25 protein-coding genes and 2 pseudogenes are annotated in these 23,778 nt (G+C 51.9%); 13 read left to right on the top strand and 14 right to left on the bottom strand.

Translation table 11 applies throughout. From position 1 onward, the window contains the following. Positions 1–65: 65 nt before the first annotated feature. Positions 66–1,202 carry an alpha/beta hydrolase gene (locus ABLU67_RS02560; RefSeq protein WP_014229103.1) on the bottom strand — a complete coding sequence of 379 codons (1,137 nt, stop codon included), beginning with the start codon at positions 1,200–1,202 and terminating at the stop codon, positions 66–68. 171 nt (positions 1,203–1,373) lie between these two features. Here ABLU67_RS02560 and ABLU67_RS02555 point away from each other — a divergent pair, with 171 nt between their 5' ends. Further along, the gene (locus ABLU67_RS02555) at positions 1,374–2,258 is read left to right on the top strand and encodes a LysR family transcriptional regulator (RefSeq protein ID WP_014838299.1); all 885 of its coding nucleotides are present in this window, start codon (positions 1,374–1,376) and stop codon (positions 2,256–2,258) included. 100 nt (positions 2,259–2,358) lie between these two features. Here ABLU67_RS02555 and ABLU67_RS02550 read toward each other — a convergent pair whose 3' ends face one another. Then, complete coding sequence (locus ABLU67_RS02550; protein WP_109241334.1) at positions 2,359–3,255, bottom strand: LysR family transcriptional regulator; 897 nt, start codon at positions 3,253–3,255, stop codon at positions 2,359–2,361. Positions 3,256–3,413: 158 nt separating this feature from the next. On the opposite strand from ABLU67_RS02550, the gene ABLU67_RS02545 reads away from it, so the two are divergent. Then, positions 3,414–4,394: a nitronate monooxygenase gene (locus ABLU67_RS02545; protein WP_148849464.1), complete on the top strand. Its 981-nt coding sequence runs from the start codon at positions 3,414–3,416 to the stop codon at positions 4,392–4,394. 44 nt (positions 4,395–4,438) lie between these two features. Here the strand turns inward: ABLU67_RS02545 and ABLU67_RS02540 are convergent, their stop codons facing one another. Together ABLU67_RS02540 and ABLU67_RS02535 are read right to left on the bottom strand one after the other, a co-directional pair. Next, positions 4,439–5,269: an oxidoreductase gene (locus tag ABLU67_RS02540; RefSeq protein WP_048263679.1), complete on the bottom strand. Its 831-nt coding sequence runs from the start codon at positions 5,267–5,269 to the stop codon at positions 4,439–4,441. Positions 5,270–5,463: 194 nt separating this feature from the next. Further along, entirely contained in the window at positions 5,464–6,489 is a 1,026-nt protein-coding gene (locus tag ABLU67_RS02535; RefSeq protein ID WP_025107986.1) for an AraC family transcriptional regulator, read from the bottom strand. 837 nt (positions 6,490–7,326) lie between these two features. Between ABLU67_RS02535 and ABLU67_RS02530 the strand changes: the two genes are divergently transcribed. The 4 genes from ABLU67_RS02530 to ABLU67_RS02515 all read left to right on the top strand — a co-directional run bounded on the left by ABLU67_RS02530 (position 7,327) and on the right by ABLU67_RS02515 (position 9,973). After that, positions 7,327–7,515, top strand: coding sequence for a cold-shock protein (locus tag ABLU67_RS02530; protein WP_071532263.1), 189 nt, complete (start codon positions 7,327–7,329; stop codon positions 7,513–7,515). Positions 7,516–7,876: 361 nt separating this feature from the next. Beyond that, the gene (locus ABLU67_RS02525; protein WP_154918961.1) at positions 7,877–8,506 is read left to right on the top strand and encodes a winged helix-turn-helix transcriptional regulator; all 630 of its coding nucleotides are present in this window, start codon (positions 7,877–7,879) and stop codon (positions 8,504–8,506) included. 125 nt (positions 8,507–8,631) lie between these two features. Then, the gene (locus ABLU67_RS02520) at positions 8,632–9,213 is read left to right on the top strand and encodes an outer membrane beta-barrel protein (RefSeq protein ID WP_049071981.1); all 582 of its coding nucleotides are present in this window, start codon (positions 8,632–8,634) and stop codon (positions 9,211–9,213) included. A gap of 196 nt (positions 9,214–9,409) precedes the next feature. Next, positions 9,410–9,973 (top strand): DUF1440 domain-containing protein, encoded by a 564-nt coding sequence (locus ABLU67_RS02515; protein WP_348836121.1) that lies wholly within the window; start codon positions 9,410–9,412, stop codon positions 9,971–9,973. A 54-nt stretch (positions 9,974–10,027) separates the two neighbouring features. Here ABLU67_RS02515 and ABLU67_RS02510 read toward each other — a convergent pair whose 3' ends face one another. The 3 genes from ABLU67_RS02510 to ABLU67_RS02500 all read right to left on the bottom strand — a co-directional run bounded on the left by ABLU67_RS02510 (position 10,028) and on the right by ABLU67_RS02500 (position 11,062). Further along, complete coding sequence (locus tag ABLU67_RS02510) at positions 10,028–10,342, bottom strand: PTS cellobiose transporter subunit IIB (protein ID WP_004850294.1); 315 nt, start codon at positions 10,340–10,342, stop codon at positions 10,028–10,030. A 177-nt stretch (positions 10,343–10,519) separates the two neighbouring features. Continuing rightward, on the bottom strand, positions 10,520–10,711 hold the full coding sequence (locus tag ABLU67_RS02505) for a hypothetical protein (RefSeq protein ID WP_004850297.1): 192 nt from the start codon (positions 10,709–10,711) through the stop codon (positions 10,520–10,522). A 156-nt stretch (positions 10,712–10,867) separates the two neighbouring features. Next, on the bottom strand, positions 10,868–11,062 hold the full coding sequence (locus ABLU67_RS02500; RefSeq protein WP_014229113.1) for a hypothetical protein: 195 nt from the start codon (positions 11,060–11,062) through the stop codon (positions 10,868–10,870). A gap of 287 nt (positions 11,063–11,349) precedes the next feature. On the opposite strand from ABLU67_RS02500, the gene umuD reads away from it, so the two are divergent. Both umuD and umuC read left to right on the top strand, forming a co-directional pair. Beyond that, a complete protein-coding gene (gene umuD, locus ABLU67_RS02495) occupies positions 11,350–11,772 on the top strand; it encodes a translesion error-prone DNA polymerase V autoproteolytic subunit (protein ID WP_025107983.1) in 423 nt (140 codons plus the stop codon). Next, positions 11,772–13,037, top strand: a complete 1,266-nt coding sequence (umuC, locus tag ABLU67_RS02490; RefSeq protein ID WP_348852140.1) for a translesion error-prone DNA polymerase V subunit UmuC — start codon at positions 11,772–11,774, stop codon at positions 13,035–13,037. The genes umuD and umuC overlap by 1 nt, the downstream gene beginning before the upstream one ends. 72 nt (positions 13,038–13,109) lie before the next feature. Here the strand turns inward: umuC and ABLU67_RS02485 are convergent, their stop codons facing one another. Continuing rightward, entirely contained in the window at positions 13,110–14,201 is a 1,092-nt protein-coding gene (locus tag ABLU67_RS02485) for an oxidoreductase (RefSeq protein ID WP_170912124.1), read from the bottom strand. Further along, positions 14,194–14,937, bottom strand: a complete 744-nt coding sequence (locus ABLU67_RS02480; RefSeq protein WP_025107980.1) for a DeoR/GlpR family DNA-binding transcription regulator — start codon at positions 14,935–14,937, stop codon at positions 14,194–14,196. Before ABLU67_RS02480 ends, ABLU67_RS02485 begins: the two co-directional genes overlap by 8 nt. 616 nt (positions 14,938–15,553) lie before the next feature. On the opposite strand from ABLU67_RS02480, the gene ABLU67_RS02475 reads away from it, so the two are divergent. The 4 genes and pseudogenes from ABLU67_RS02475 to dbpA all read left to right on the top strand — a co-directional run bounded on the left by ABLU67_RS02475 (position 15,554) and on the right by dbpA (position 19,356). Beyond that, positions 15,554–16,174: a LuxR C-terminal-related transcriptional regulator gene (locus ABLU67_RS02475; protein WP_025107979.1), complete on the top strand. Its 621-nt coding sequence runs from the start codon at positions 15,554–15,556 to the stop codon at positions 16,172–16,174. Positions 16,175–16,516: 342 nt separating this feature from the next. After that, a complete protein-coding gene (zntB, locus tag ABLU67_RS02470; protein WP_004850311.1) occupies positions 16,517–17,500 on the top strand; it encodes a zinc transporter ZntB in 984 nt (327 codons plus the stop codon). Positions 17,501–17,777: 277 nt separating this feature from the next. Continuing rightward, positions 17,778–17,942 (top strand): annotated as a pseudogene (locus ABLU67_RS02465) (hypothetical protein); the annotation flags it as partial. Positions 17,943–17,982: 40 nt separating this feature from the next. Next, positions 17,983–19,356, top strand: a complete 1,374-nt coding sequence (gene dbpA, locus ABLU67_RS02460) for an ATP-dependent RNA helicase DbpA (RefSeq protein WP_014229118.1) — start codon at positions 17,983–17,985, stop codon at positions 19,354–19,356. 44 nt (positions 19,357–19,400) lie between these two features. Here dbpA and ttcA read toward each other — a convergent pair whose 3' ends face one another. Further along, entirely contained in the window at positions 19,401–20,336 is a 936-nt protein-coding gene (gene ttcA, locus ABLU67_RS02455; RefSeq protein WP_025107977.1) for a tRNA 2-thiocytidine(32) synthetase TtcA, read from the bottom strand. A gap of 182 nt (positions 20,337–20,518) precedes the next feature. Further along, a pseudogene (locus ABLU67_RS02450) lies at positions 20,519–20,614 on the bottom strand (site-specific integrase); the annotation flags it as partial. Between the two features lie 535 nt (positions 20,615–21,149). On the opposite strand from ABLU67_RS02450, the gene ABLU67_RS02445 reads away from it, so the two are divergent. Further along, positions 21,150–22,088, top strand: coding sequence for an omptin family outer membrane protease (locus ABLU67_RS02445; RefSeq protein WP_348852139.1), 939 nt, complete (start codon positions 21,150–21,152; stop codon positions 22,086–22,088). A 399-nt stretch (positions 22,089–22,487) separates the two neighbouring features. On the opposite strand, the gene ABLU67_RS02440 is transcribed toward ABLU67_RS02445, so the two are convergent. From ABLU67_RS02440 to ABLU67_RS02430, 3 genes are all read right to left on the bottom strand, one after another. Continuing rightward, a complete protein-coding gene (locus ABLU67_RS02440) occupies positions 22,488–22,778 on the bottom strand; it encodes a Bor family protein (protein ID WP_014229121.1) in 291 nt (96 codons plus the stop codon). 188 nt (positions 22,779–22,966) lie between these two features. Continuing rightward, positions 22,967–23,401, bottom strand: a complete 435-nt coding sequence (gene uspF, locus ABLU67_RS02435) for a universal stress protein UspF (RefSeq protein ID WP_004101601.1) — start codon at positions 23,399–23,401, stop codon at positions 22,967–22,969. 82 nt (positions 23,402–23,483) lie between these two features. Next, a complete protein-coding gene (locus ABLU67_RS02430; RefSeq protein ID WP_004850325.1) occupies positions 23,484–23,696 on the bottom strand; it encodes a KTSC domain-containing protein in 213 nt (70 codons plus the stop codon). Positions 23,697–23,778 lie beyond the last annotated feature (82 nt).

Raw genomic sequence — 23,778 nt, 5'->3', positions numbered from 1 at the left:
ACGTGGGTAAACGTCATGCGCGGGCGAGGGCAAGCCGCCCGCGACGATCGGGCGGCTTCCGGCCGTTATCTCAGGTTGGTTTTGAAAAACTGTTCAAATCTGGCAAACGGGATTTTACCGGCCGCATTGTCATAGAGATCGACATGGTTCGCGCCGGGGACGATCACCAGCTCTTTCTCTTTGCTGCCGATGGCCTTAAAGGCGTCTTCGGCAAAATAGCGTGAGTGGGCTTTTTCTCCGGTCACGATCAGCGTCGGGATAGTGACTTCACTGGCATAGCTCAGCAGCGGCATATTCATAAACGACAGCGGCATGGTTGCATTCCACGCGCCGGTTGAGTTCACGGAGCGGGCGTGGAAACCGCGCGGCATCCGATAATAGTCAAAGAACTCTTTCAAAACCGGGTTCGGGTTGGCCGGTAAGGTTTCCGGCAGAATACGATCGCCTGCGCTGACGTGACCTTTCTGATCGACATAAATATCATGCCCGCCCGGCGCGAAGGTGCCGCTTTCCGCATCCTTCCAGCGCTGCGCGTTCAGATACTGCAAGACGGCGCGGCGATCGGCGGTGGTATAGCGGTCTTTACCGTCGCCAACGCCGTGGCCCATCGCGCGGCTCATGTCGTACATGACGCTGGTGGCCACCGCTTTCACCCGGGTATCCATCGCGGCGTCGTTCAGCGCCATGCCGCCCCAGCCGCAGATGCCGAGCAGGCCAATTCGGTTGCGGTCCACCTCGTTTTGCAATCCTAAGAAATCCACCGCCGCGCTGAAATCCTCGGTGTTGATATCCGGAGAGGCGACGTTACGCGGATGGCCGCCGCTTTCCCCCGTATAAGAAGGATCGAAGGCGAGGGTGACAAAACCCTGTTCCGCCAGGGTCTGCGCATACAGACCGCTGGACTGCTCTTTCACCGCGCCGAAGGGGCCGCTGACTGCAATCGCCGCCAGCTTGCGCTCGCCGCGATCTTTCGGAATGTAGAGATCGCCGACCAGGGTTATCCCATAGCGGTTCTGGAAGGTCACCTTACGGTGAGTGACTTTCGCGCTTTCCGCGAAGGTTTTGTCCCATTTTTCGACCAGCGAAACGGGCGCGTTTGGATTGGTTGTCCCGGCATAGCTCATGGTGGTGACTCCACTTAGTGACGCGCATAGCAGCATGGCAGGCATGGCGGCCGTCAATTTTCTGGTAAACGCTTTCATTAATCATTCCCCTAAAACAGGTTCCAGATACAGGTTTCATACGGACAACGCTGCTGTGCTTTGTTGCAATGCGCTGATTATAGTTAGCAGTCAGAGTGCTGATTAGCGGGTGAAAAGTGCTAAGATTCATATCATATTGTTATAAATTACGGCGCAGGCGCGGGAGGAATCATGGCAAAACGGGAAAACTATAACGATCTGTACCTGTTTATGCTGGTGGTGCGGGAGGGCAGTTTTACCGCCGCGGCGCAGCGGCTTGGGTTGGCGCAATCCGGCGTCAGCCGTGCGGTACGTGAACTTGAAGAAAGGCTGGGGGTACAGCTTCTGGTGCGTACCACCCGTAAACTCTCGCTCACCCAGGCCGGCGAGCAGCTCTATCGAACCGTTGAATCCGGCTTTGATGCGTTAGATTCGGGGCTTTCCACTCTGGCGTATTATCGCAACACCCCCACCGGTACCGTCCGCATCAATGCCAGCCAGCACGCCATTGATAAAGTGCTTCTGCCAAAGCTTTCGGTGTTCAAACAACGCTATCCCGATATCCGGCTGGAACTCATCAGTGAAAGCCGGTTTGTCGATATTATCGCGGAGCGATTTGATGCCGGGGTGCGTCTGGGGCCGGAAGTCGGCGGCGGTATGGTCGCGGTGCGCATTTCACCCGATATGGAGATGGTCGTTGTCGGCACGCCCGAGCATTTTCGCCGCTACGGTTTTCCGCAAACGCCGGCGGACCTGGTGGTTCATCCCTGTATCGCGTACCAGTTTGGCGACGGGACTATTTATGCCTGGGAACTCAATCAGGACGGTAAAAAAATCACCCACCGGCCGCAGGGACAGTGGGCCTTTGCCGACAGCTATATGGAAGCGAAGGCCGCCCGGCTGGGGTTGGGGCTGGCCTATGTCCCGCAGGAACTGGTTGCCGATGACTTAGAGCGAGGCGCGCTTATCAGAGTCCTGCAGCGTTACAGCCAGCGGCTGGAAGGCTCTTTTCTCTATTATCCCCATCGTAATGTGTCGCCCGCGCTGCGGGCGGTGATAGACACGCTGAGAATCTGAGCAAGCAGGACCCAGAGTGGGGCGCGGATCGTTGACTGGGTTTAAGGCAGTAACCGCAAGCATTTATCAATCATTGTGGTTTTTCACGGGGATGAGTGCCTTAATCCCGTTTTTCCAATAAGCTTTCTAACCACTCGGTAAACACCCGCACTTTGCGTGAGAGATGGCGGTGCGGATACAGAAGTGACAATTTGCGATCGGGGGTAGGGTTGTCAGGTAAGACTTCCACTAACAGGCCGCGATCGAGATAAGGCTGTAAAAAAACGTTCATTCCCTGGACTAATCCCAGCCCTGCCAGGCCTGCCGATAAATAGGTTTCAGAGTTATCGATGACCAGCTTGCCGGGAAGCGTCATTTCAACAGTTCCTTCTGGCGTAGAAAACGTCCACGGCATAATTTGTCGGCTGCTGCTGTTAATCCAGTTGATGGCCTGATGCTGCTGTAGATCCTCCAGCGTTTGCGGCACACCGTGGCTGGCAATATAGGACGGGCTGGCGCAGGTCGTCATTTTAATATTGCCTAACTTACGGGCGATATAGTCCCCGTCGTCCAGTTCCCCCACCCGCAGTAAGCAATCAAGACCATCGCGCAGCATATCCCGGCGGAGGTCTGAGCTACTGAGGATGATTTCGACGCCAGGGTGCTGGCGATAAAAATCAGGCAGATGGGGGACGACCAATAACGTCGCAAAAGCGACGGGCATATCCACGTGAAGCTGGCCGTGTAATATGCTATCGCTCCCAAACGACTCCAGCAGCGCATCTGCCTGGGCCAGTAAAGGTTTACTCTGCCGATAAAACGCTTCGCCGTCAGGCGTCAGGTTGATGCGCCGCGTTGTTCGCTGCATCAAACGCGTGCCGCAGTGCTGCTCAAGCAGCTGCAATGCCTTAGTGACGGCAGGACGATGAATCTGCAGGTTCTCCGCTGCCTGAGTAAAGCTACCGGACTCGACAATTTCAATAAAAATGCGAATCGATTCAAAGAGGTTTATTTGCATAGCGGGCTTCTTTTGCCGGGATCGGGATATCACATTGTTACTGATTTTATAATAGTGATGCACTTTTTTGGCTATTTTTCTAAATAATATAACGTCCTACACTCCTTCCATCATGAAACTGAACCGCTCCATAGCGCTATTGTGAAGGATATTACTCCATGAAAAATAACCGAATCTGCCAGATCCTGAATATAGAAAAACCTGTTATTCAGGGGCCGTTATCGTGGTTGACCGATGCCCGTTTAGTCGCCGCTGTCAGCAATGCCGGCGGGCTTGGTGTGCTGGGGCCGAATGCCGGTTTAACCGCTGAGACCGCGGTGTCCACGCCGGAAGAAACCGCCGAAAAAATGCGTGAAGAGATCCGCAAAACCAAACGGCTGACCGAAAAACCTTTCGGCGTGAACCTGATCCCCGCGGCTGAAAACGATATCTGGACCCCGCCTATTTTGCAGGTGATAAAAGAAGAGGGTGTCAGGGCCGTGGTGTATACCGGCTACGGTGAAGGAGCGCTCATACCGGCGCTGTTCAACGAATTAAAAGAGGCGGGCATTGCTATCATCTATCGCGATATTAACCCGACGCCTGAAAATACCCGCCTTGCTGAAGAAGCGGGTGCCGATATCATCGTCGCGACCGGCTTTGATGAGGGAGGAACATTGCCGGGGACCGCGCTGGGAACCTTTTCTATCGTGCCGCTGATCGCCGATGCGGTGAAGCGTGTTCCGGTGATGGCCGCGGGCGGTATTACCGACAAGCGCACCGCCAGAGCGGCGCACGCGCTCGGCGCTGAAGGGATATTTGCCGGTTCGGTTTTTATCGCGACGGAAGAAAGCAGAGTGCCGCGGTCGGTCAAAAATAAAATTATTGCCGCCAGTGGCCTGGATTTACTGCTTTTCCGCACGCTGCCCCATTACTATCGCTCTCTGCCGGGCAGACTGGCCGAAAAACTGGTGGCGATGGATAAAGCCGGCGCCAGCAACGAGGCGCTCGGTGAAGCAATGGGGGGATTACGCGGCCTGCGCGTCGGCATGCTGGAAGGCAATGCCGATGAGGGTTATATCGCGCTCGGCACGGGTATCGACAGCATCCGCAGCGTCAAAAGCGTAGCGGAAGTGGTCGACGCGTTAACCGTGAGTTAGCGCTCCCCAAGAGACGCAGGCCGTTCAGCTAAATCATCCGCTTGTTAGCGTGTCTGACTGAGAATAATACGGTCGAATATACGGTCGCCCAGCCAGACGCGCAGACAGATAAGCATTTTTGCAAACTTACCTGCGGCATAGCGCGTACGTGGGTTCTTACTGTTAATGGCGCTTGAAACGACATCCGCGATAACCTTCGGATCGCTGCCTGTCCCGTGCCCGTAAGTTTTTTTGATCGACGCGGCCACCATTTTCACCAGTTGGCCATAGGGGCCACTGTGTGAACGTTTGACGATGCTTTCGCTGGCAGCATCACCGAAGCCTGTCTCTATCACCCCCGGCTCGACGATCGTGACCTTAATCCCAAATCCGGCGACCTCCAGGCGCAGGCAGTCTGACCATCCTTCGAGCGCGTGTTTTGTGGCGTGGTACCAGGCACCAAGGATGCTGTACATCTTCCCTCCCATCGAGGAGATGTTGACAATATGCCCGCTACGTCTGGCCCGCATTGCAGGGAGCAGTAGCTGCGTCAGCCGTGCGGCACCAAAGAGGTTAACCTCAAATTGATAGCGTGCTTCATCAATACCGATCTCTTCTACGGGTCCATACAGGCCAAAGCCTGCATTATTGATCAGGACATCCACTCCCCCGGTTTGCGACAGAATGGCGTTTACACAGGAGACAATCTCCTCATCCCTGGCTATATCCATCCGTAACGGCTGTGCGCCAAGTTCGGCCAGATCGGCCATTTTATCGATGCTACGGGCGGCAACATATACCTGGTAACCATCCTGAATCAGGCGACGGGCAATAGCTTTGCCCATCCCTGACGATGCGCCGGTGACCAGCGCGGTTTTCTTTTCCGGAGCGAACATAAGGACCTCGTTTCATGGACTGGCTACAGTTTGCCTGCAGACAGGCTCTTTTCATCTGGCCTTATGCGCCAGTACGCTTGCTAACGGCGCCATTCGCTTCAGATCAGAAAGGAAGCCGCCTTTTGTGGAAACGACAGGAGGTAACGCGATTCTTATGGCAAGTTGGTGCTTAACAACCGCGTCATCTCGTTTGTTTAACCTGAGGAGTTCTTTCCATTAAGACGCATGCTCCCTCTGACGGTTTCCGGCGTCTGTCCGGTCCAGGCCATAAATGCGCGATAGAAGGAGTTTGGATCTTCAAAGCCAAGCAGGAATGCAATCTCATAGCCGGAGAGATGGGTATGACTCAGATAGTGCCGCGCCAGGTTCTCCCGGCAAATATTGACCAATGTACGAAAATTTCCTCCCTCACTTTCAAGTCTGCGCTGAAGCGTACGTTTGCTCATACCGAGACGCTCCGCCGTTTTCTCAATAGTGGCTTCGTTACCGGGAAGAAGCTCAAGAAGTACCGCCTGTACGCGTTCAGTTGTTGAGGCCGTTTCATCTAACGTGCTGAGACGGCGGCGCAGCTCTGGTTCAAATATTTGCCACATTCCTTCGTTCACCGTTAAAAACGGGCGGAGGGCATCAGCGGCGGAAAAGCTGATGGCCGGTTTTTCTCCATACGCTACGGCGGTACCGAAAAAGCGGGTAAGGTGGCCGTCCTGTATTCTGGCGGGAAGCTGAGGGAGCGTGACTTTCACTGCTGTGACCGGTTCGCGAGTGGCAAGTTTTAGCAGCCGCAGTAAGAAAGCAAGTTCTGCTATCTGCAGGGACGGAGGAATGTTTGTCGCTGACAGCCAGCGCGGTGAAACGGTAAGGATGCCGCTGTGTTCTACAACTATTTCCAGAACCATTGGGGCAATGAGTTGCTTATATCTGGCCAGTCGCTGAACTGCCTGCATCATGTTGGTGCTGCATAGTGCGGCGAAAAGCGGGGGATCAAAGATTTCAGCAGAGACTCTTTCTACCAGTGGTAAGGGAAAAGCAGGATCGTTTGTTTCTACCTCAAGGGCGCGCCAGAAACGAATATACTCCTCGATATTAAGGCCGCGCTCTGTCCTCGAAAACGTGTCGTCGGGCAATCCTGCTTTGCGTAGTAGATGTTGAGGCTCTAAACCCGCATCTTTTAGCAGCGCTTTCCAGCCGATATTGAGAGAGAAAGTACGGTTATGTGCCATTGTCAGGTTTCCGCAGGATGAGTGTTGTCAGGGAGCGAATCTTTTCCCGGAGAAGAGCATAACGTTTCAATCCTGGCGGTAACATTCATAAAGCGCCACAATTGTGGCAAATCACGCCAAATGAGAGGCGGCTGTACACCTTCCCGGGGTCATCGGGTCATCCCTGGGCGGCCTCTCCAGCCTGGGCCCTGGATTCATTCGCGTTACCAGCTCGCCAGCTGGCGAACATCGTGGCGTGAAAATAAAGCTTGCTATCAATCGCCATCTGTGTGATCAATAGCAAGTTGATTTACTACACAGATGCGGTAATAAACGGTTTAGCGAAGCAGTTCTCATCTCAAGCGTTATCCATAGATAATCCTTCTTTAGACTCTCCTTATCGTGATTAATTAAGCTCTGTGACGCGAATAATGTTAAAGTTTTTTGAACCTGCGACAACGATGACGGTCTAAACCCGAGTAGACAGGCTCAGAAGCTGGCGCAAACGGTGATAGTGAAGGAAAGTCCTTGTATCTCCCGTTTAGCGTGAAAAGTGCATAAGAGATAGCGTTATCCCAAAGCACACGATTATTTTATTGAAATCTACCGAACATTACGTGCCCTCGGGCAAACTAAGAAATTAACAACATTAAAAAATCGCTGGTGCAGTAATAGAGTTCAGTCTGAAGTGCGCTTCAGATGTTTCTATAAGAAGTAATGACAATGATGTCATTGTTATTCTCACCATTCAGAGCAGCGTTTTTACGCTGTGACAGAAAAGCCGGGAAGGCGTTTTCTGTGAAATATGGCTAAATGTCCCTGCGGTAGAGAATGTTGTAGCAAAAAGAGGCTAACATCATGATTGACCACATTCATTTCAGATGCCCATGCTGTCATGGGTCACAGTACAGAACATCCACCTACGATGTTTCTGAAAAAAATCCGTTTGGCGCGAAATGCATTTTTTGTAAATCCGCAATGATTACATTTGATAACATCGCACCGCATATTTCCAGAAACTCGGCATCGCTGGCGTTACGGAAGTAAGAAAAGGTCCCGAAAAGGGCCTTTGATATCTGCAAATACCCTAAATAATTCGAGTTGCTTAAAGGCGGCCAGGGCGTGAGCTTCAAGAAGCATAGATAACGCCTTATCCCGGCGGCCCGTAAGGGCGAGGCTCATGGATGAACCGAGTAAACACATAAGCCGCTTGAAGTATGACGGGTATAGTAAGCATTATTACCATTTTGATCGGGCTGCCTGCGGGCAGCTTTTTAGTTTGTTTAAATTTAAATCACGCCGTACTTTTCTTCTCTTTGCCGATGTGCGTCAATGCGCAGCTACGCAATTCTTACGGAAATCTTGTTGCGTTCTATAATTCTTAAACCAGAACTAATCAGGTATTTCTATGCATATACTACCGCCCGTCCGTCCGGAAGAGAGTATCCAGCGCTTAACGGCGCTCCTGACGCCAATTGCTGAAAAAATGGTCGTTGTGCCGCGGAAACGCATGACCTGGACGCATAAAAATCAACCGCAGTTGTTCCTTTTCCTTGACGGCGAGCTCTCCATACTCCGGGCCTCGGACGGTCTGTTGATTGTCACGGTTTACCACCCACACCTGTTTGGTATTGCCGAGATGATCCAGCCGGTACGCGGCCATCAGCTGCGTGCGGAAACCGAATCGACAATACTGCGCGTTGATGCGCAAAAAGCGATGGAAACCTTTCGCCAGCACGGCGTTTGGGAAGACGTCGCCTCACTGTTGTCGTACCACACGGCTTATCTTTTCTATCGCGACGCGCTCGTCGTACAGCAGCGAACCTACGCCGTTATCCGCAATCATTTGCAGGAAATGGGCCAGCTACCCGAAGAGACCCGGATGCGGGTCTCTATCCTGGATTATATCCAGGAACGTACGCACTTATCACGCAGCAGTGTATTAAACGTGTTGTCGGCGTTAAAAAGTGGTAATTATATTGCTTTTAAACGGGGAGGGTATTTGACGGGGGTGAATAAATTACCCGAGCGTTTTTAGCGCTGGCAGTTTGTCCAAAATTAAATAATAAAACGATTATCAGCGCGACGTTAATATTCTATTGTAGGCCCACTTAACTTTTGACGATGACATTTATTCGACAACGGGTCGACAATGGGATGATTATGAAGAAGACGCTTATTACGTTAATTATTGCTCATACTTTTACGGCGACTGCCGCTTTTGCTGCTGCGGAGACAGGGACCTGGTACGCGGGGTCTAAATTTGGCTGGTCGCACTACGGCGACTCCAGCACCGATCGGCAAGTCGATGTTGACCGTGATAACGTCGGCGGCGGTGTGTTTACCGGCTATCAGATTAACCCCTGGCTGGCGGTTGAAGGTGGATATGACTATTTAGGGAATATGGGCATCAATGGTCGCCATGGCGCAGCCGGTTCGCAAATGAAAAGTCAGGGGCTACAGCTTTCGTTGAAGGCCAGCTACAGCCTGACCAGCGACTGGGATCTGTACGGCCGGGCCGGCCTGATGGGCTACCGTGCGGAATCCGATGTGAATGGAAAAAATCGATTTGATACGGGCGTGCGTCCGGTGCTGGCTTTCGGTACCGAATATGCCTTTAATGACAGATGGTCGGGGCGCCTGGAGTACCAGTGGGTCAACAATGTGGGTAACGAAAACCAAATTGGCGTGAGCAGCGATGTGAGCTCCATGATGGCCGGCATTAGCTACCGCTTTGGGCAATAAACGCATCGTACTGGAAGAGTCTCCTTTGAATAAAAGGGGCTCTTTATCTGCTAATGGTATACCTATGGTCATAATTACAGTATAGAACTGGTAGCCACAGGACCCAATAAAGTGTGATCGTGATCAACATTGATAATCGCCAATGCCTTTAAATATGATACAGGGAAAATAAATGTAATATATTAATGGTGATTTTATGGCAATTAAGGATTTTTTTAAACAGACCACACCTGGACGCCGTCGTTATGGCGTAGCGTTATTTGTCGGGGTAGTGGCAGGGATTATGTCGGCATTTGTTAAATGGGGCGCTGAAGTTCCTTTACCACCGCGTACTTTCTCCGGTGGCAGAGATGAATTTAACCCACCTTATCTTTTCTTACGCGACTATCTGGGCATTGACCCGACGCATACGGTTTATACTTTTTCCGAACACATCATCAATCCGGTGATGGTTACGCATATTATATTCTCATTGGTATTTGCCGTTGGCTATTGTGTCGTCGCGGAGGTCTTTCCGAAAGTTAAATTATGGCAGGGGGTATGGGCCGGGATTGTCGCAACTATCGCCGTACACTGGATTTCCTTTCCGTTACTGGGCCTGACCCCCTCTTTATTGAATATTCCTGCCGATGAATATGTTTCGGAACTGGTGGGGCATATTTTTTGGTTCTGGGCCATTGAGATGATTCGTCGCGATCTTCGCAACCGCATCACCCACGAACCGGACGCTGAAGTGCCTCTTGACGCGCCGTTCAGATAATTAATCCCCACAGAGCCCGCGATCTCGCGGGTTGTGTGGGGCGGGACGTAGAGATCAGGACAGAGATGAAGGCATTGTATTCAGCGCGAAGTTGAGGATCTTCTCGCCATCAAATGAGGCATAGGGCAAGCTTTCAATCACGGCAATTTCTTGTGGTAAATGCAGTGCGCTAATAAATTGTTCAACCTTATACTGGATATGCGGCGCAACCAGTACGCCATCATAGGCAGGCGCGACGCTAAAGAAATTTTCAACCCCAACGGCGCTGATTAATAAATCTAATTGCCGATCGTCAGCAATTTTTTGCATTTTGCGGGCAATAATCCCTGCCGTTTCGCCAAACAGACAGCATATTAATAGTTTTTTCACGATTTAACCCTCGGTGAGATAGCGAAGCTACACTATTCCTCCTTTACTCACGAAAATGCGCGATGTATCAATATTTGAGGTTAATTTCTGCGGATATTTTTATTATGATGGAGAGCATCACAGATGCGAAAAACGTATGCCTCTGTGATGCTGTGAATGGCAGGGATGACTCTCAGGCTACCTTTTTTTACGTGAAATCAGGAAGCGATCGCCGGCTCGCGTGAGCTTCGTTCCATTTGTACAGTACTCGATAGCAAAATTAAAAAACTCATCAGAGTCGAGCTCGAAATCCAGTTCGAGTTTAATGGCGTCGCCGGACTGCAGAAGCTGCTTTGCCTGTTCCAGATTGCTGGCTTTTACTGTTCCCATCTCTTCACCTCGTTTTAGTGCTGGTGGCGTCCGGGGGCTATCCTACAGGCTTTGTTTTACGAACGCGTGACACGGCTTATTATTTGCGCTTTCTGCCGTTCGCCAGCCGTTGCCATCGCTATGGATAAGCCGATAGCGATGGTCCGGGGTTCAATCTCAGTCGACGTTATTGAAGTAGTCCCGCGCCGCCGCCTCAACGTTCTTTGCCTCAATGCCCGTTTTCTCGGTGATTGAGGCAATAAACGGTTTGAACTTCTCCGTCATCACATGACCTCCGTCCCAATGAGCGACATAAAAACGGCACTGATAACGATAAAAGTGGAGAGTTTTGTCTCCTAACGTGTAATACATATGAATCTCCGGTTCAGTATGTCGGGTGGACAACAACAAGCGATGAGCAAAGCACGCATCAACGGATTCTATCCTCCTCCCAATTTGCGGAAATTTCCAGCATGCCGTACAAAACCATCTGGAATACGTAGGGAGAGGCATTCTCCAGCCCCGTGCTATGCAACGCCTTACGCAAAATTCAGCGCAACTTCAACGGCTTCACGCCAATCTCCGACAGGCGACTTGAAAAACTCAGATGAACTATCGATACTGTATAAAAACACAGTATTATAACGGGTGAATCTATTATGTTGTTCTATGAACCGGTTGAGTTGCGTCAGATTGTGTCGATTCCGCTGTTTAGCGACCTTGTCCCATGCGGTTTTCCCAGCCCTGCGCAGGATTATATTGAGAAGGGAATCGATCTCAATGAGCTTTGTATCAGCCATCCCGCGGCAACCTATTTTGTTATGGCGACAGGCACCTCAATGGTGGATGCCGGCATTTATGAAGGTACGCTGCTGGTGGTGGATCGCGGCCTGAAAGCGAAACATGGGGATATCATCATTGCCTCAGTCGACGGTGAATACACGGTTAAGCGTCTTTGTACGCACCCCATCATGCAGCTCTTGCCGATGAACCCGGATTTTCCGCCAATTGTGCTGCGCAACGACGGTGAAGCGCTGGAGATTTTTGGCGTTGTCACTTTCAGCATCAACAGGCTCCGCTGATGTTTGCCCTGGTCGATGTGAATTCATTTTACGCCAGCTGTGAAATAGCCTTTCGCCCTGACTTACGCGGGCATCCGGTGGTGGTGTTAAGCAATAACGATGGCTGCGTCATCGCCAGAAACCACGAGGCGAAACTGCTGGAAATTCCAATGGGCGCGCCGTATTTCAAAGTGAAATCACAGTTTGAACGTCATCAGGTAGCGGTGTTTAGCAGCAACTATGCCCTTTATGGCGATATGTCCCATCGCGTCATGACGATTCTCGAAGAACTGGCGCCCGCGGTGTATCAATATTCCATTGATGAAGCGTTCGTAAATTTGACCGGGATCCATCGTTCTGAGGAGCTTGAGGCATTTGGTCGCCACGTGCGTAGTACATTACTCCAGAGTACCGGCTTGACGGTAGGGGTCGGGATCGGGCCGACGAAAACCCTGGCCAAGCTGGCGAATTATGCGGCCAAAAGGTGGCCAAAATTCGAGGGCGTTGTTGATCTCTCATTGCCGGCCAGGCAGAGAAAACTGCTGGAGAAGGTTGCCGTCGGTGAAATCTGGGGAGTGGGGCGACGCATTGCGAAAAAGCTCAATGACATGGGGATTACGACGGCTCTTCAGCTGGCCGAGACGCCCGCTCCGCTGATCAGAAAACATTTCAGCGTTGTAATGGAGCGCACCGTGCGGGAGCTGAGAGGCGAGTCGTGCCTTGAACTGGAAGAGTATATGCCGACTAAACAGCAAATTATCTGCTCGCGTTCCTTTAGTCAGAAGGTAATTGAATACGGGGCGATGCGCGAAGCCGTCTGCAGCCATGCGGTCCGCGCCGCCGAGAAGCTGCGCGCGGAGCACCAGTACTGCCGCTATGTTTCGGTCTTTGTGAAGACCAGTCCGTTCGCCGGTCATGAAGTCTATTACAGCAAAGACGCCGGCACGAAAATTCACATCCCGACGCAGGATAGCCGGGATATCGTCGCTGCGGCGTTAAAATGCCTGGATACTATCTGGCGGGAGGGATGCCGATATCAAAAGTGCGGCGTGATGCTGGGCGATTTCTTTAGCCAGGGGGTGGCGCAGTTAGGCCTGTTTGACGACTATCAGCCGCGAGCGAATAGCGAACAGCTGATGACGGTGCTTGATTTAGTGAACCGACGTGAAAAAGGCCAGCTCTGGTTTGCCGGGCAGGGAATCGAGCGCAGCTGGGAGATGAAACGGCATATGCTGTCGCCAGCCTACACCACCCGATTCAGCGATTTGCTGCGGGTGAAATTGTAGGCTGGTATGAAAGGGAGTGGTTATCCGGAGCAGCGCTCCGGACGACAAACCGTCAAACATATCGCGCAGCGCTTATTGCAGGCCCGCCAGTTCATCGGCGGTCAGCGCTAAAGTTTGCGTTGTTCCGCTTTCGGCAGACTGCGCTGCGGCTTCCAGTACCGCCATGACGGCGAGCGCTTCTAAGGGCGATACCGGGTTGCTGATTTTGCCGGTCAGCGCATCGCGGACGTGAATATAGTACTGGCGCTGATCGCCTCGTGGCGCGCTGATTTCACTGGCGCGCAGGTTGGCATCAAACACCACCAGGCTATCGTCGTCTTCGCCCCAGCTTTCGCTGCCCGGGACCACGCCCGCCAGCAGCTGGCTCTCCTGCTGGTCAGCGCGTTGTTTGACAACGCTACCTTTATCACCATGGACGGTAAAGCGGGATACGCCGCCCGCGACCAGCATGCTGCAGTGCAGAACCACTTTGTGCTGCGGATAGTTCAGCACCACGTGCGCCCAGTCGTTGATTTCCGCGCCTTCACGCAGGGTGGCGATATTCCCCTGCACCGACTGCGGCAGGCCGAACAGCTGCAGGGTCTGGTCGATCAGATGCGGACCTAAATCAAACCACAGGCCGCTGCCCGGTACGTTCTGCTCCCGCCAGCGGACGCGCACTTCCGGGCGGAATCGATCGAAATGGGATTCAAAATGTTTAACTTTGCCGATGAGCCCCTGTTCGATAACCTGCTTCACGCCCAGATAATCGCTGTCCCAGCGGCGGTTATGGAATACCGACAATACCCGCTGTTTCTCTTCCGCGAGGGCAATTAGTTCGCGAGCCTCCTGCATATCGAGGGTAAAGGGTTTGTCGACGACAACGTGCTTGCCGGCGTGTAAAGCCAGACGGGCAAGCGGAGCATGGGTTGCGTTAGGGGAGGCGATAACCACCAGATCGACATCCGGATGCTGGATGGCCTCTTCAGGCGATGCGATGACGGTGACGTCTGGCAGGTCACGTTTCACTTTCTCTTCATCACGCGAGGCGACAATCGCCAGATTCAGGCCGTCGACGGACTGGATCAGCGGGGCGTGAAAAGTTTTGCCGACGAAGCCGTAGCCAATCAGGGCAATATTAATGTTCTTACCGGTAGTCATAAGCATCTCCGCGTTATTAAGCATCAGCGATATGGAGCTGTATTGAGTCGTTATCCTTCAGTTCGTCCCAGGGGCGATCGAGGAAAAGCTGATGGATGTCGGCGAGTCCGGCAACCAGCCAGGGCTCGCAGTGATTCAGTTTCATATGATCGGCAACCAGCCAATGTTCCGCGCTGGCCGCCAGCATGGCGCGCTTGACTTCAGCATCCGCCTCCTGACTGGCGCTGAGGCCGAGGTCGGCGTGGAGCGCGCAGGTGCCGAGAACAGCGATATCCGCCCGATAGCGTTCCAGCAGCGAAACCGTAGCGCTACCGGCAAACAGGCGCTGCTGCATATCCCATTTCCCCCCCAGCAAAATAAGCTGAATATCCGCACGGGTGCTGAAGTGCTGGGCAATATCTAAAGAGGGGGTGATGACCGTCATTGGACCCTGTATCTGGGTGGCGACGGCCAGCACGGTGCTCCCGGCGTCAAGAAACAGCGTGGATCCGCCGGGGATCTTCTCCGCCACCATTTTACCTAAGCGCTTCTTGGTATCCGGTAGCAGGGTGTTCCTGTTCTGCCGATTCATGGCGGAGAGATTGAGCGCGATAGCGCCGCCGTGGTTTTTCTGGGCGAGCCCCTGTTTTTCGAGGTCGCTAAGATCGCGGCGCAGCGTATCTGCAGAAACCTGCAGTCTGTCTACCAGCTCACTGATCGTGATCTGGCCTTTTTCACTAAGGATCTCAATGAGATATTTTTGCCTGGCCGTTTTATGCATCGTTTGAACCCGCAAAATGCTGCAATAACTTGCATAATACAGCATTTTGCGGAAAAAGAAATCTTCACAACGCGCGGCCGCGGGGATGAGTTAATGAAGACTTTTATACGGGATGGCTCGATCAAGGGCTGAAATCACCGTTTGAATCCACGTGACGTCGAGGCGATAAGTCGGGATTGCAGAAAAAGACAAGCGATGAATAGTCTAAAATGATACCGAGAAATAACTTGAGTTAATGAGTGTGTTTATATCAAAATTCACTATCAGCAGCGATAGCGCTGGTTTTTGCTAGCGCTTCGTCGTGAGCTGGACTTGCTGGCGACGGTCCGGTTGGCAGAAATATAATTCATATGGATGGCATGACGTTTTCTCACTATTTCCGTTTGGGTTGAATGCTGAAAATATTAATCCCGGATGGGCACCTCGAAGTTAATTGGTGAGGGGAATGCCCGTCACGCCAGATAGCTATTTTACTTAAAGTTCGTTGAGTGCCCGTTCTCAGGTCAAAAAATAATGTTTATTTATATCGTGTTTTTTAAAACGACGATAGCTGTACTGTGCGTATCGTTAGCTATCTGGATAATACTTGATTTACTTTCGTCAGCAGGCTAAATCGATGTTGAATATTGTTATTAAAAATAATAACCAGTTCTTTAATTTGGGATTTCATTTTTTATTGCAAGCGCTCTTCCCGGAATACTCGTTCTCTACACAGGTCACCGCATCGCTTAACGAAGAGCTCGTGCGTGATGCAGACGTCGTCGTACTGGATTTATGTCGCGGAGAAGAGTTCGTATGTCATCCAGAGTTGTTAAATCGTAAACCGGGATTGCTGATCGGCGTGGTTGCCAGGCTAAATCATCGAGGGAGAGGCGCTTTGCCGCTCTGCTTGAAGGAGATAGTTTTTGTTGGGCGCGATGAGAAGCTCTCTCAGGTTATTGCGAAAATTAAACTTTCATGGGTTCTGACGCCTCCGTCAGCAAAAGAAAAGCTGGCGCTCCGGTGCGATAGTTGCCCGCAGAGGACGCTTTCCCCGCAGCAGAGAATCATCGCGGCGGCAATTTATCAGGGGTTAACGGTGAACACGATTGCCAGAAAGCTATCGCTTTGCAATAAAACGGTTTTTGCCCACAAGCGTCTCATTATGTCTAAATTCGATCTACGCAATGATTTAGACCTCGTACTATTGCTGCGTCATCTGGATAACGCACGCCGGGTTGCGAAAGATAATTCTTAAACTTGCAAACCGGCAAGATCGCTCTATTCTTATTTTGCTTACTAAAATGGAGGAAAAAGCAATGTGTACTAATTTGCATGACAACGCTCGTCAATACGCAGAAGAGAAAAAATGAACGGCTCCTGCTAGCCTGCCTTCCCGTCAGCCCAGCGTCTGGCGGCAGGTGATAATGCAGGCTAGACACCGTATTGCAAAGTTCATCAGCAACCCGCCGCCGGCGGGTTCTTTTTTTCAGCCCTCCCGCTTTTCGCCAGTGAATTCAGCAGCATGCCCTGATTAGCTCTTGCGTAACCGTCGCGTAAGGCTAGACTACGGAAATGTGCATGAGTTAACGGAGGTCCAGTGGACGCCATTAAGGGATCGGAACTGAACGTGCCGGATGCCGTTTTTGCATGGGTGTTCGACGGGCAGGGCGGCGTAAAGCCGTTGGTCGACAGTGACACCATTGATAAAGAGCATCCTTGTTGGCTGCATCTCAACTATACCCATGTGGATAGCGCGGAATGGCTGGCATCGACGCCGCTGCTGCCCAATAACGTGCGTGACGCGTTGGCCGGGGAGAGCACTCGTCCGCGAGTGACGAGGATTGGCGATGGGGCGTTAATCACGCTGCGCTGCATCAATGGCAGTACCGATGAGCGCCCGGACCAGCTGGTCGCGATGCGTCTTTATATGGATGAGCGCTTGATTGTCTCCACCCGGCAGCGCAAAGTCCTGGCGCTCGACGATGTACTCGGTGATTTGCGCGAGGGCAACGGTCCGGTTGACGGCGGCGGCTGGCTGGTGGAGGTCTGCGATGCGCTGACCGATCACGCCAGCGAGTTTATCGAGCAGCTTCACGACCGGATTATCGATCTGGAAGATGATTTATTGGATCAGCAGGTTCCGCCGCGCGGTTTCCTGGCGCTGTTGCGTAAACAGCTTATCGTCATGCGCCGCTATATGGCGCCGCAGCGCGATGTGTATGCCAGATTGGCCAGCGAGCGTCTGCCGTGGATGACGGACGATCATCGGCGCCGGATGCAGGACATTGCCGAACGTCTGGGGCGAGGTCTGGATGAGATTGATAGCTGCATCGCCCGCACGGCGATTATGAGCGATGAGATCGCGCAGATTATGCAGGAGTCGCTATCGCGAAGAACCTATACGATGTCGTTGATGGCCATGGTTTTTCTGCCCAGTACCTTTTTAACCGGTCTCTTTGGCGTCAACCTCGGCGGCATTCCCGGCAATAGCTGGCATATGGGTTTTGCCATTTTCTGCCTAATGTTAGTCGTTCTCATTGGGGGTGTTACATGGTGGTTGCATCGTAGTAAATGGCTGTAAAGAATCGTCTTTTGTCGCGATGATGATGGTGAAAACCCGGCAATGTTTGAGCGAAATCAATAAACCATCTACCCATTCAGGGCAATATCTCTCTCGCAGGTGAATGCAACGTCAAGCGATGGGCGTTGCGCTCCATATTGTCTTACTTCCTTTTTTGAATTACTGCATAGCACAATTGATTCGTACGACGCCGACTTTAATGAGTCGGCTTTTTTTTGCGCTCTGTTTCTCAGCTTCTACGCTTAACGGGTGTACCCGCCCACAACCGGGAGTCAATATGCGTAATGAACAGCTGAACTCAATTCCCATTCCGCCGGAACCCAACGATCCGGTACCGGTCCACGATCCCAAACCTCGCCCGCGCCCGTTACCCGACCCGCCGCCTGACGATGAGCCGATTAAATTGTCGCATCGGGAGCGGAGATCTGCGACGATACGCGCCAGCAGATTGTCCGCCCCTAAATGTAATGCGAGAAATAATTGTGACCGCTTTTTCAACTCTGAATGTTTTGCCCGCCGCCCAGCTAACTAACCTGAATGAACTGGGGTATCTTTCGATGACCCCGGTTCAGGCCGCGGCTTTGCCGGCGATTCTTGCGGGTAAAGATGTCCGCGTGCAGGCAAAAACCGGCAGCGGTAAAACGGCGGCATTCGGCCTCGGGCTACTTCAGCACGTTGACGCCTCGCTGTTCCAGACGCAGTCGCTGGTGCTGTGCCCAACCCGCGAGCTGGCGGATCAGGTCGCCGGCGAGCTGCGTCGGCTGGCGCGCTTCATGGCGAATATCAAAATTTTAACCCTCTGCGGCGGCCAGCCCTTTGGCGCCCAGCGCGATTCGCTACAGCATGCGCCGCATATTATCGTTGCTACGCCGGGGCGGTTGCTCGATCACCTGCAAAAGGGCACCGTATCGTTAGATGCCCTACAAACGCTGGTGATGGACGAAGCGGACCGCATGCTGGATATGGGCTTTAGCGATGCCATTGATGAAGTGATCCGCTTTGCGCCGGCTTCGCGCCAGACGCTGCTGTTTTCCGCTACGTGGCCGGAAGCGATAGCGGCAATCAGCGGCCGCGTACAAAACAACCCGCAGACTATTGAAATTGACGCCGTTGATGCACTGCCGGCTATCGAGCAGCAGTTTTTTGAAACCTCGCAACACGGCAAAATCGCGCTGCTGCAAAAGCTGTTGAGCCAGCATCAGCCCGCCTCCTGCGTGGTGTTCTGCAACACCAAAAAAGATTGTCAGGCCGTCTGCGACTCGCTAAACGCCGCCGGGCAAAGCGCGCTATCGCTGCATGGCGACCTTGAACAGCGCGATCGCGACCAGACGCTGGTGCGCTTTGCTAACGGGAGCGCGCGCGTGCTGGTGGCGACCGATGTTGCTGCGCGCGGGTTAGATATCAAGTCGCTTGAGCTGGTGGTGAACTATGAACTGGCCTGGGATCCAGAGGTTCATGTACACCGTATTGGTCGTACCGCCCGCGCCGGTGAAAGCGGCCTGGCGATTAGCCTCTGTGCGCCGGAAGAGGCGCAGCGTGCAAATATCCTTGCCGAAATGCTGCAAATGAAGCTCAACTGGATGAGTGGGCCGACGAATAGCAGCGTTGTGCCACTGCAGGCAGAGATGGCCACGCTATGCATTGATGGCGGCAAAAAAGCGAAGATGCGCGCGGGCGATGTGCTGGGGGCGTTGACCGGTGATATCGGTCTTGAGGGCGCAGATATCGGTAAAATCGCCGTTCATCCGGCGCATGTCTACGTTGCCGTGCGTCAGGGCGTCGCGCATAAAGCGTTTAAGCAGCTACAAAACGGGAAAATTAAAGGTAAAGCCTGCCGGGTTCGTTTGCTGAAATAAGCGCGGAAAAGGCGTCTCAGGCGCGTGCCTGAGACGCAAAGACGTTATTTTACTTCCACAACGTTCAGGCGCAGCTCATCCAGCTGCGCGTCATCTTCATCCGGCTGCCAGCCGGCCGGCTGCATCGGAATCTCTTCACGATCGAACGCCAGATCGCCGCCGTCAACGACCGCAGAGCCGTGCTGAATGCCTTTAAAGTCGAACAGGTTGACGTCGCTGAGATGGGAAGGCACCACGTTCTGCATCGCGCTAAACATCGTTTCGATGCGCCCTGGATAGCGTTTGTCCCAGTCACGCAGCATGTCGGCAATGACCTGGCGCTGGAGGTTGGGCTGCGAGCCGCACAGGTTGCACGGAATAATCGGAAAACCTTTCGCCTGGGAGAAACGCTCAATATCTTTTTCCCTGCAGTAGGCCAGCGGGCGAATCACGATATGTTTACCGTCATCGCTCATCAGCTTCGGCGGCATCCCTTTCATCTTCCCGCCGTAGAACATATTCAGAAACAGAGTCTGCAGGATGTCGTCGCGGTGGTGGCCGAGGGCGATTTTGGTCGCGCCCAGCTCAGAAGCGGTGCGGTAAAGAATGCCGCGGCGCAGACGTGAGCAGAGCGAACAGGTGGTTTTACCTTCCGGGATTTTTTCTTTAACAATGCCGTAGGTATTTTCTTCAACAATCTTGTATTCAACGCCCAACTGCTCAAGATATTCCGGCAGGATATGTTCGGGGAAGCCCGGCTGTTTTTGATCGAGGTTGACCGCCACCAGGGAGAAGGAAATTGGCGCGCTTTTCTGCAAGTTGCGCAAAATCTCCAGCATGGTGTAGCTGTCTTTACCGCCGGAGAGGCAAACCATGATGCGGTCGCCTTCTTCAATCATATTAAAATCAGCGATCGCCTCGCCGACGTTACGGCGCAGGCGCTTCTGCAATTTGTCGATATTGTATTTTTCTTTCTTTGTAACTTGCTGATTATCAAGCATTATAAACGTTCTCTGAAACGAAAAGGCATGTAAGGGGCAAAGTTAACTTCACGGTGCAAGCCCGGCGTCAGGCATTGATAGCCGAACGCCGTTCATTTCAACCATCCCTGTACTGTCGACTTTGAACACCATTTATTGCGTTTTCATGCCCCATCTGGTTAACAATGGTTAGCACCGGCTTACAGCAGCCAGCAGGCAAAAGTATGTCGCGTATGGTACGGATTCCGACGACGAATGCCAGCGCGTTTTACGGCGGCTTTCCATCTGCTAACGATAGTGCGGCGAGTTTTGGCCTCAATCCCCCCTCCGGGCAGAAAGACAAACGTCGTTTTCAGGCTCGCCAGCGTCACACGCCCGGTGATGGAGAGTATCTGGTAAAAGGGTGCGAGAATTTATTGTTCGCGATAATCAAAAAGCGTTGGCAAGGTACCTCGCTTTTTTTTAAAGCAGGGGCCTTGTTCCTGCTTTTGCCATAATCCGCCAGGATCGCGATATAATTATTTGCATCCTGATAATTACACAGCGAAGGTATTTGGCGCAGGTGAATAACAGCGGTAAAGTTTGAGTAAAAATAACCTGATGCACACTGATTCCCTACAACGCCAGAGCAGTTAGATTTTTTCCTGATAATAATCTGAATATGTGCCTGCTCAATGGGGTTTTTCCTTGCAAAACGAAGCGCTTATCCAGCCCACATTCTTATTTCTCGGATTATGAATAAGGCAATTACAAAAATTGACAGTTGCCTGATGTTTTTATGAGATTTAAACTTTCACTGCAACTTATGGATTAACTTTGATTATGGGAATAAAAATGAAAAAAAGTACCGTTGCAGTAATGATGATAGCGACTCTTTCAGGATCAGCTTATGCCGAGTCAATGCAGCTAAGCCCAAATTTTTCTGCGGAAAGTTTTACTGTATCGACGTCTGCAGGGATGCTGAGTGGGAAATCACAGGAGAGAGTTTATGACGCGGATACGGGACGAAAGGTCAGTCAACTTGACTGGAAAATAAAGAATGTCGCCATTGTGAAAGGTGATGTCTCATGGGATGCCTACTCCTTTTTGACGCTGACCGCCCGCGGCTGGACGTCGTTGGCTTCAGGCTCAGGACATATGGATGACTATGACTGGATGAACGATAACCAGTCCGGTTGGACAGATCATTCATCTCATCCCAGCACCAATGTCAATTATGCCAATGAATACGATCTCAGCGTGCAGGGCTGGCTTTTCCAGGACGACAATTATAAAGCGGGCGTAATTGCGGGTTATCAGGAAACGCGTTTCAGCTGGACGGCTACCGGAGGTTCTTACAATTATGATAACGGTGCGACGACTGGCAATTTTCCGACCGGTGAGCGTGGGATAGGATACAGCCAGAGATTCTCCATGCCCTATATCGGTCTCGCGGGTCAATATCGTATCAATGACTTTGAGTTTAATGCCTTGTTTAAATTCAGTGATTGGGTCAGAGCTCATGATAACGACGAACACTATATGCGTGAGTTGACCTTTCGCGAGAAATCAACTAATTCGCGTTATTATGGTACATCGGTTGATGCCGGGTATTACATCACGCCTCATGCCAAAGTTTTTACTGAATTCACCTATAGTAAATATGAAGAGGGTAAGGGAGGCACTCAGATTATTGATACCTATAGCGGTGAATCAGCTTCAATTGGAGGAGATGCTGCCGGCATTGCAAATAAAAACTATACCATCACAGCCGGACTTCAATATCGATTCTAAATCATTACCGCCCGTGGATATAGCAAGCAAAACTCGCTAATCCCGGAGCGCGCGATAATCAGTATGGAGTGTCTCCCGCTCTGAGGGCACTCCATTATCCACGGCCATATCACCCGAATGCTTCAGAGGATGGATTGTGGCAAGCACAAAGGGATCGCCCAGGAATTGCTAAAAACCGAAGGTAAATGCAAGGTGCTTATCCTCGTGTGCCGGCATTTCATTTATCTCCTAGTATGCTCTACCTGTGGCGCAAAATCCGCCACGAACAAAGATACGATTCACGAATGCATCAGGTAACCTTCAGGTAGGGGCGCGAAAAGATGAGTTTGTCCGGGCAAAGAGAAGGCAATTGAACCGAAAGGGAAATGGGCAGGCAATGATGATGCCTGCCGCCGGCAATTATTTAGCGCAATAGACGCGCGCTTCACGCGGAGTATAAATACCCAGGGTGACAAAACCCAGCAGGCCGTTGACAAAAGTCTGCTGCACTTCAGTACGGACTACTTTGTCGGCGCCGCCGCAGACTTTGGCAGCATCAATTTGCTTCGACTGGCCAATGCCGCTGACAAAGAAGTGGTGAGTGGTGACCTGCTGAGGTTGAACGGTGACGCCAGGATTTACCGAGAAGCTCTGCTGGGCGCAACCAGAAATAGCGGCTGCGGCGAAAACTACCATAATTAACTTTTTCATTTCATCCCTATAATTGTTGTAAAACATACCCATGTTCGGGCAAAGGTTTTATACAGCAAAATGAAAAAGACACAACGTACTAATTTTAATAGTACCAGGTAAATGATTCCCCTATCTGCGATGCTGCGGGTACGGCCCAGTGCTCAGATTGCGGAAAAAAAGCCCGCACAGCGGCGGGCAGAGTAGGTTTACCGCACGACCAGCACCGAACATTCCGCATGGCGGACAACGGCGGCGGCGTTAGAGCCCAGCAGATAGGTGGTGATATCGGGACGGTGCGAAGAGATAATCACCAGATCCGCGGGGAGAGACTTCGCCATAGCAAGGATTTTATCTTTTGGCGAGCCTTCCGAAACGTGTAAATGGACACGGTCTTCGGGAATAGTAAACTTTTTCACAATCTCTTTCAGCCGCGATTCCGATTCGGCTTTGAGGTCATCCATCGCCGGCAGCTCTGCGGTGTAAGCCATTCCCAGCGAAGCGTAATAGGGAAGGGAGGGAATGACGGTCAGGAAATGCACCTCGGCATCATCGATTCTGGCTTCAGCTTCAACATGCTTGATAACGCGATCGGTTAATTCTGTATCGGAAATATCGATGGGCACAAGAATCATTCTGTTCATAAAACCTCCTGTTTAAGTAACCACTTAAAGTGTAGGCCATCCAGTTGATTATTGTACATTGAGCGCAATCACACTTTCGCCATCAGGCACGGCGGCGTTCAGTAAATTTTCCTTTGATCACGCCGTCGTAAAAACGGCCTTTAGAAACCACCTGGAGAAAGTCGCGGAAAATGCGCGGCGGGACGCCGAGATACTGTAGGGTTTTGTTATCGCGAAAACGAATTTCAAGAATACCGGAGGACTCATCGTAGGCGATGGAATGGATACGGGATGATTTCACGGGATGATGGTGCATGGCGGGCGTCCTCTACGGCTACGGCGGTTCCTGGTAGCAATATAACATTCATCGGTCGATTATTTTAAAGCAATTGATATAT

This window comes from Klebsiella sp. GN_Kp190 (assembly GCF_040061795.1).
Taxonomy (GTDB): domain Bacteria; phylum Pseudomonadota; class Gammaproteobacteria; order Enterobacterales; family Enterobacteriaceae; genus Klebsiella; species Klebsiella michiganensis.
Note: the sequence above shows the minus strand (reverse complement) of the source record. Positions and strands in the feature narration are given on the sequence as shown.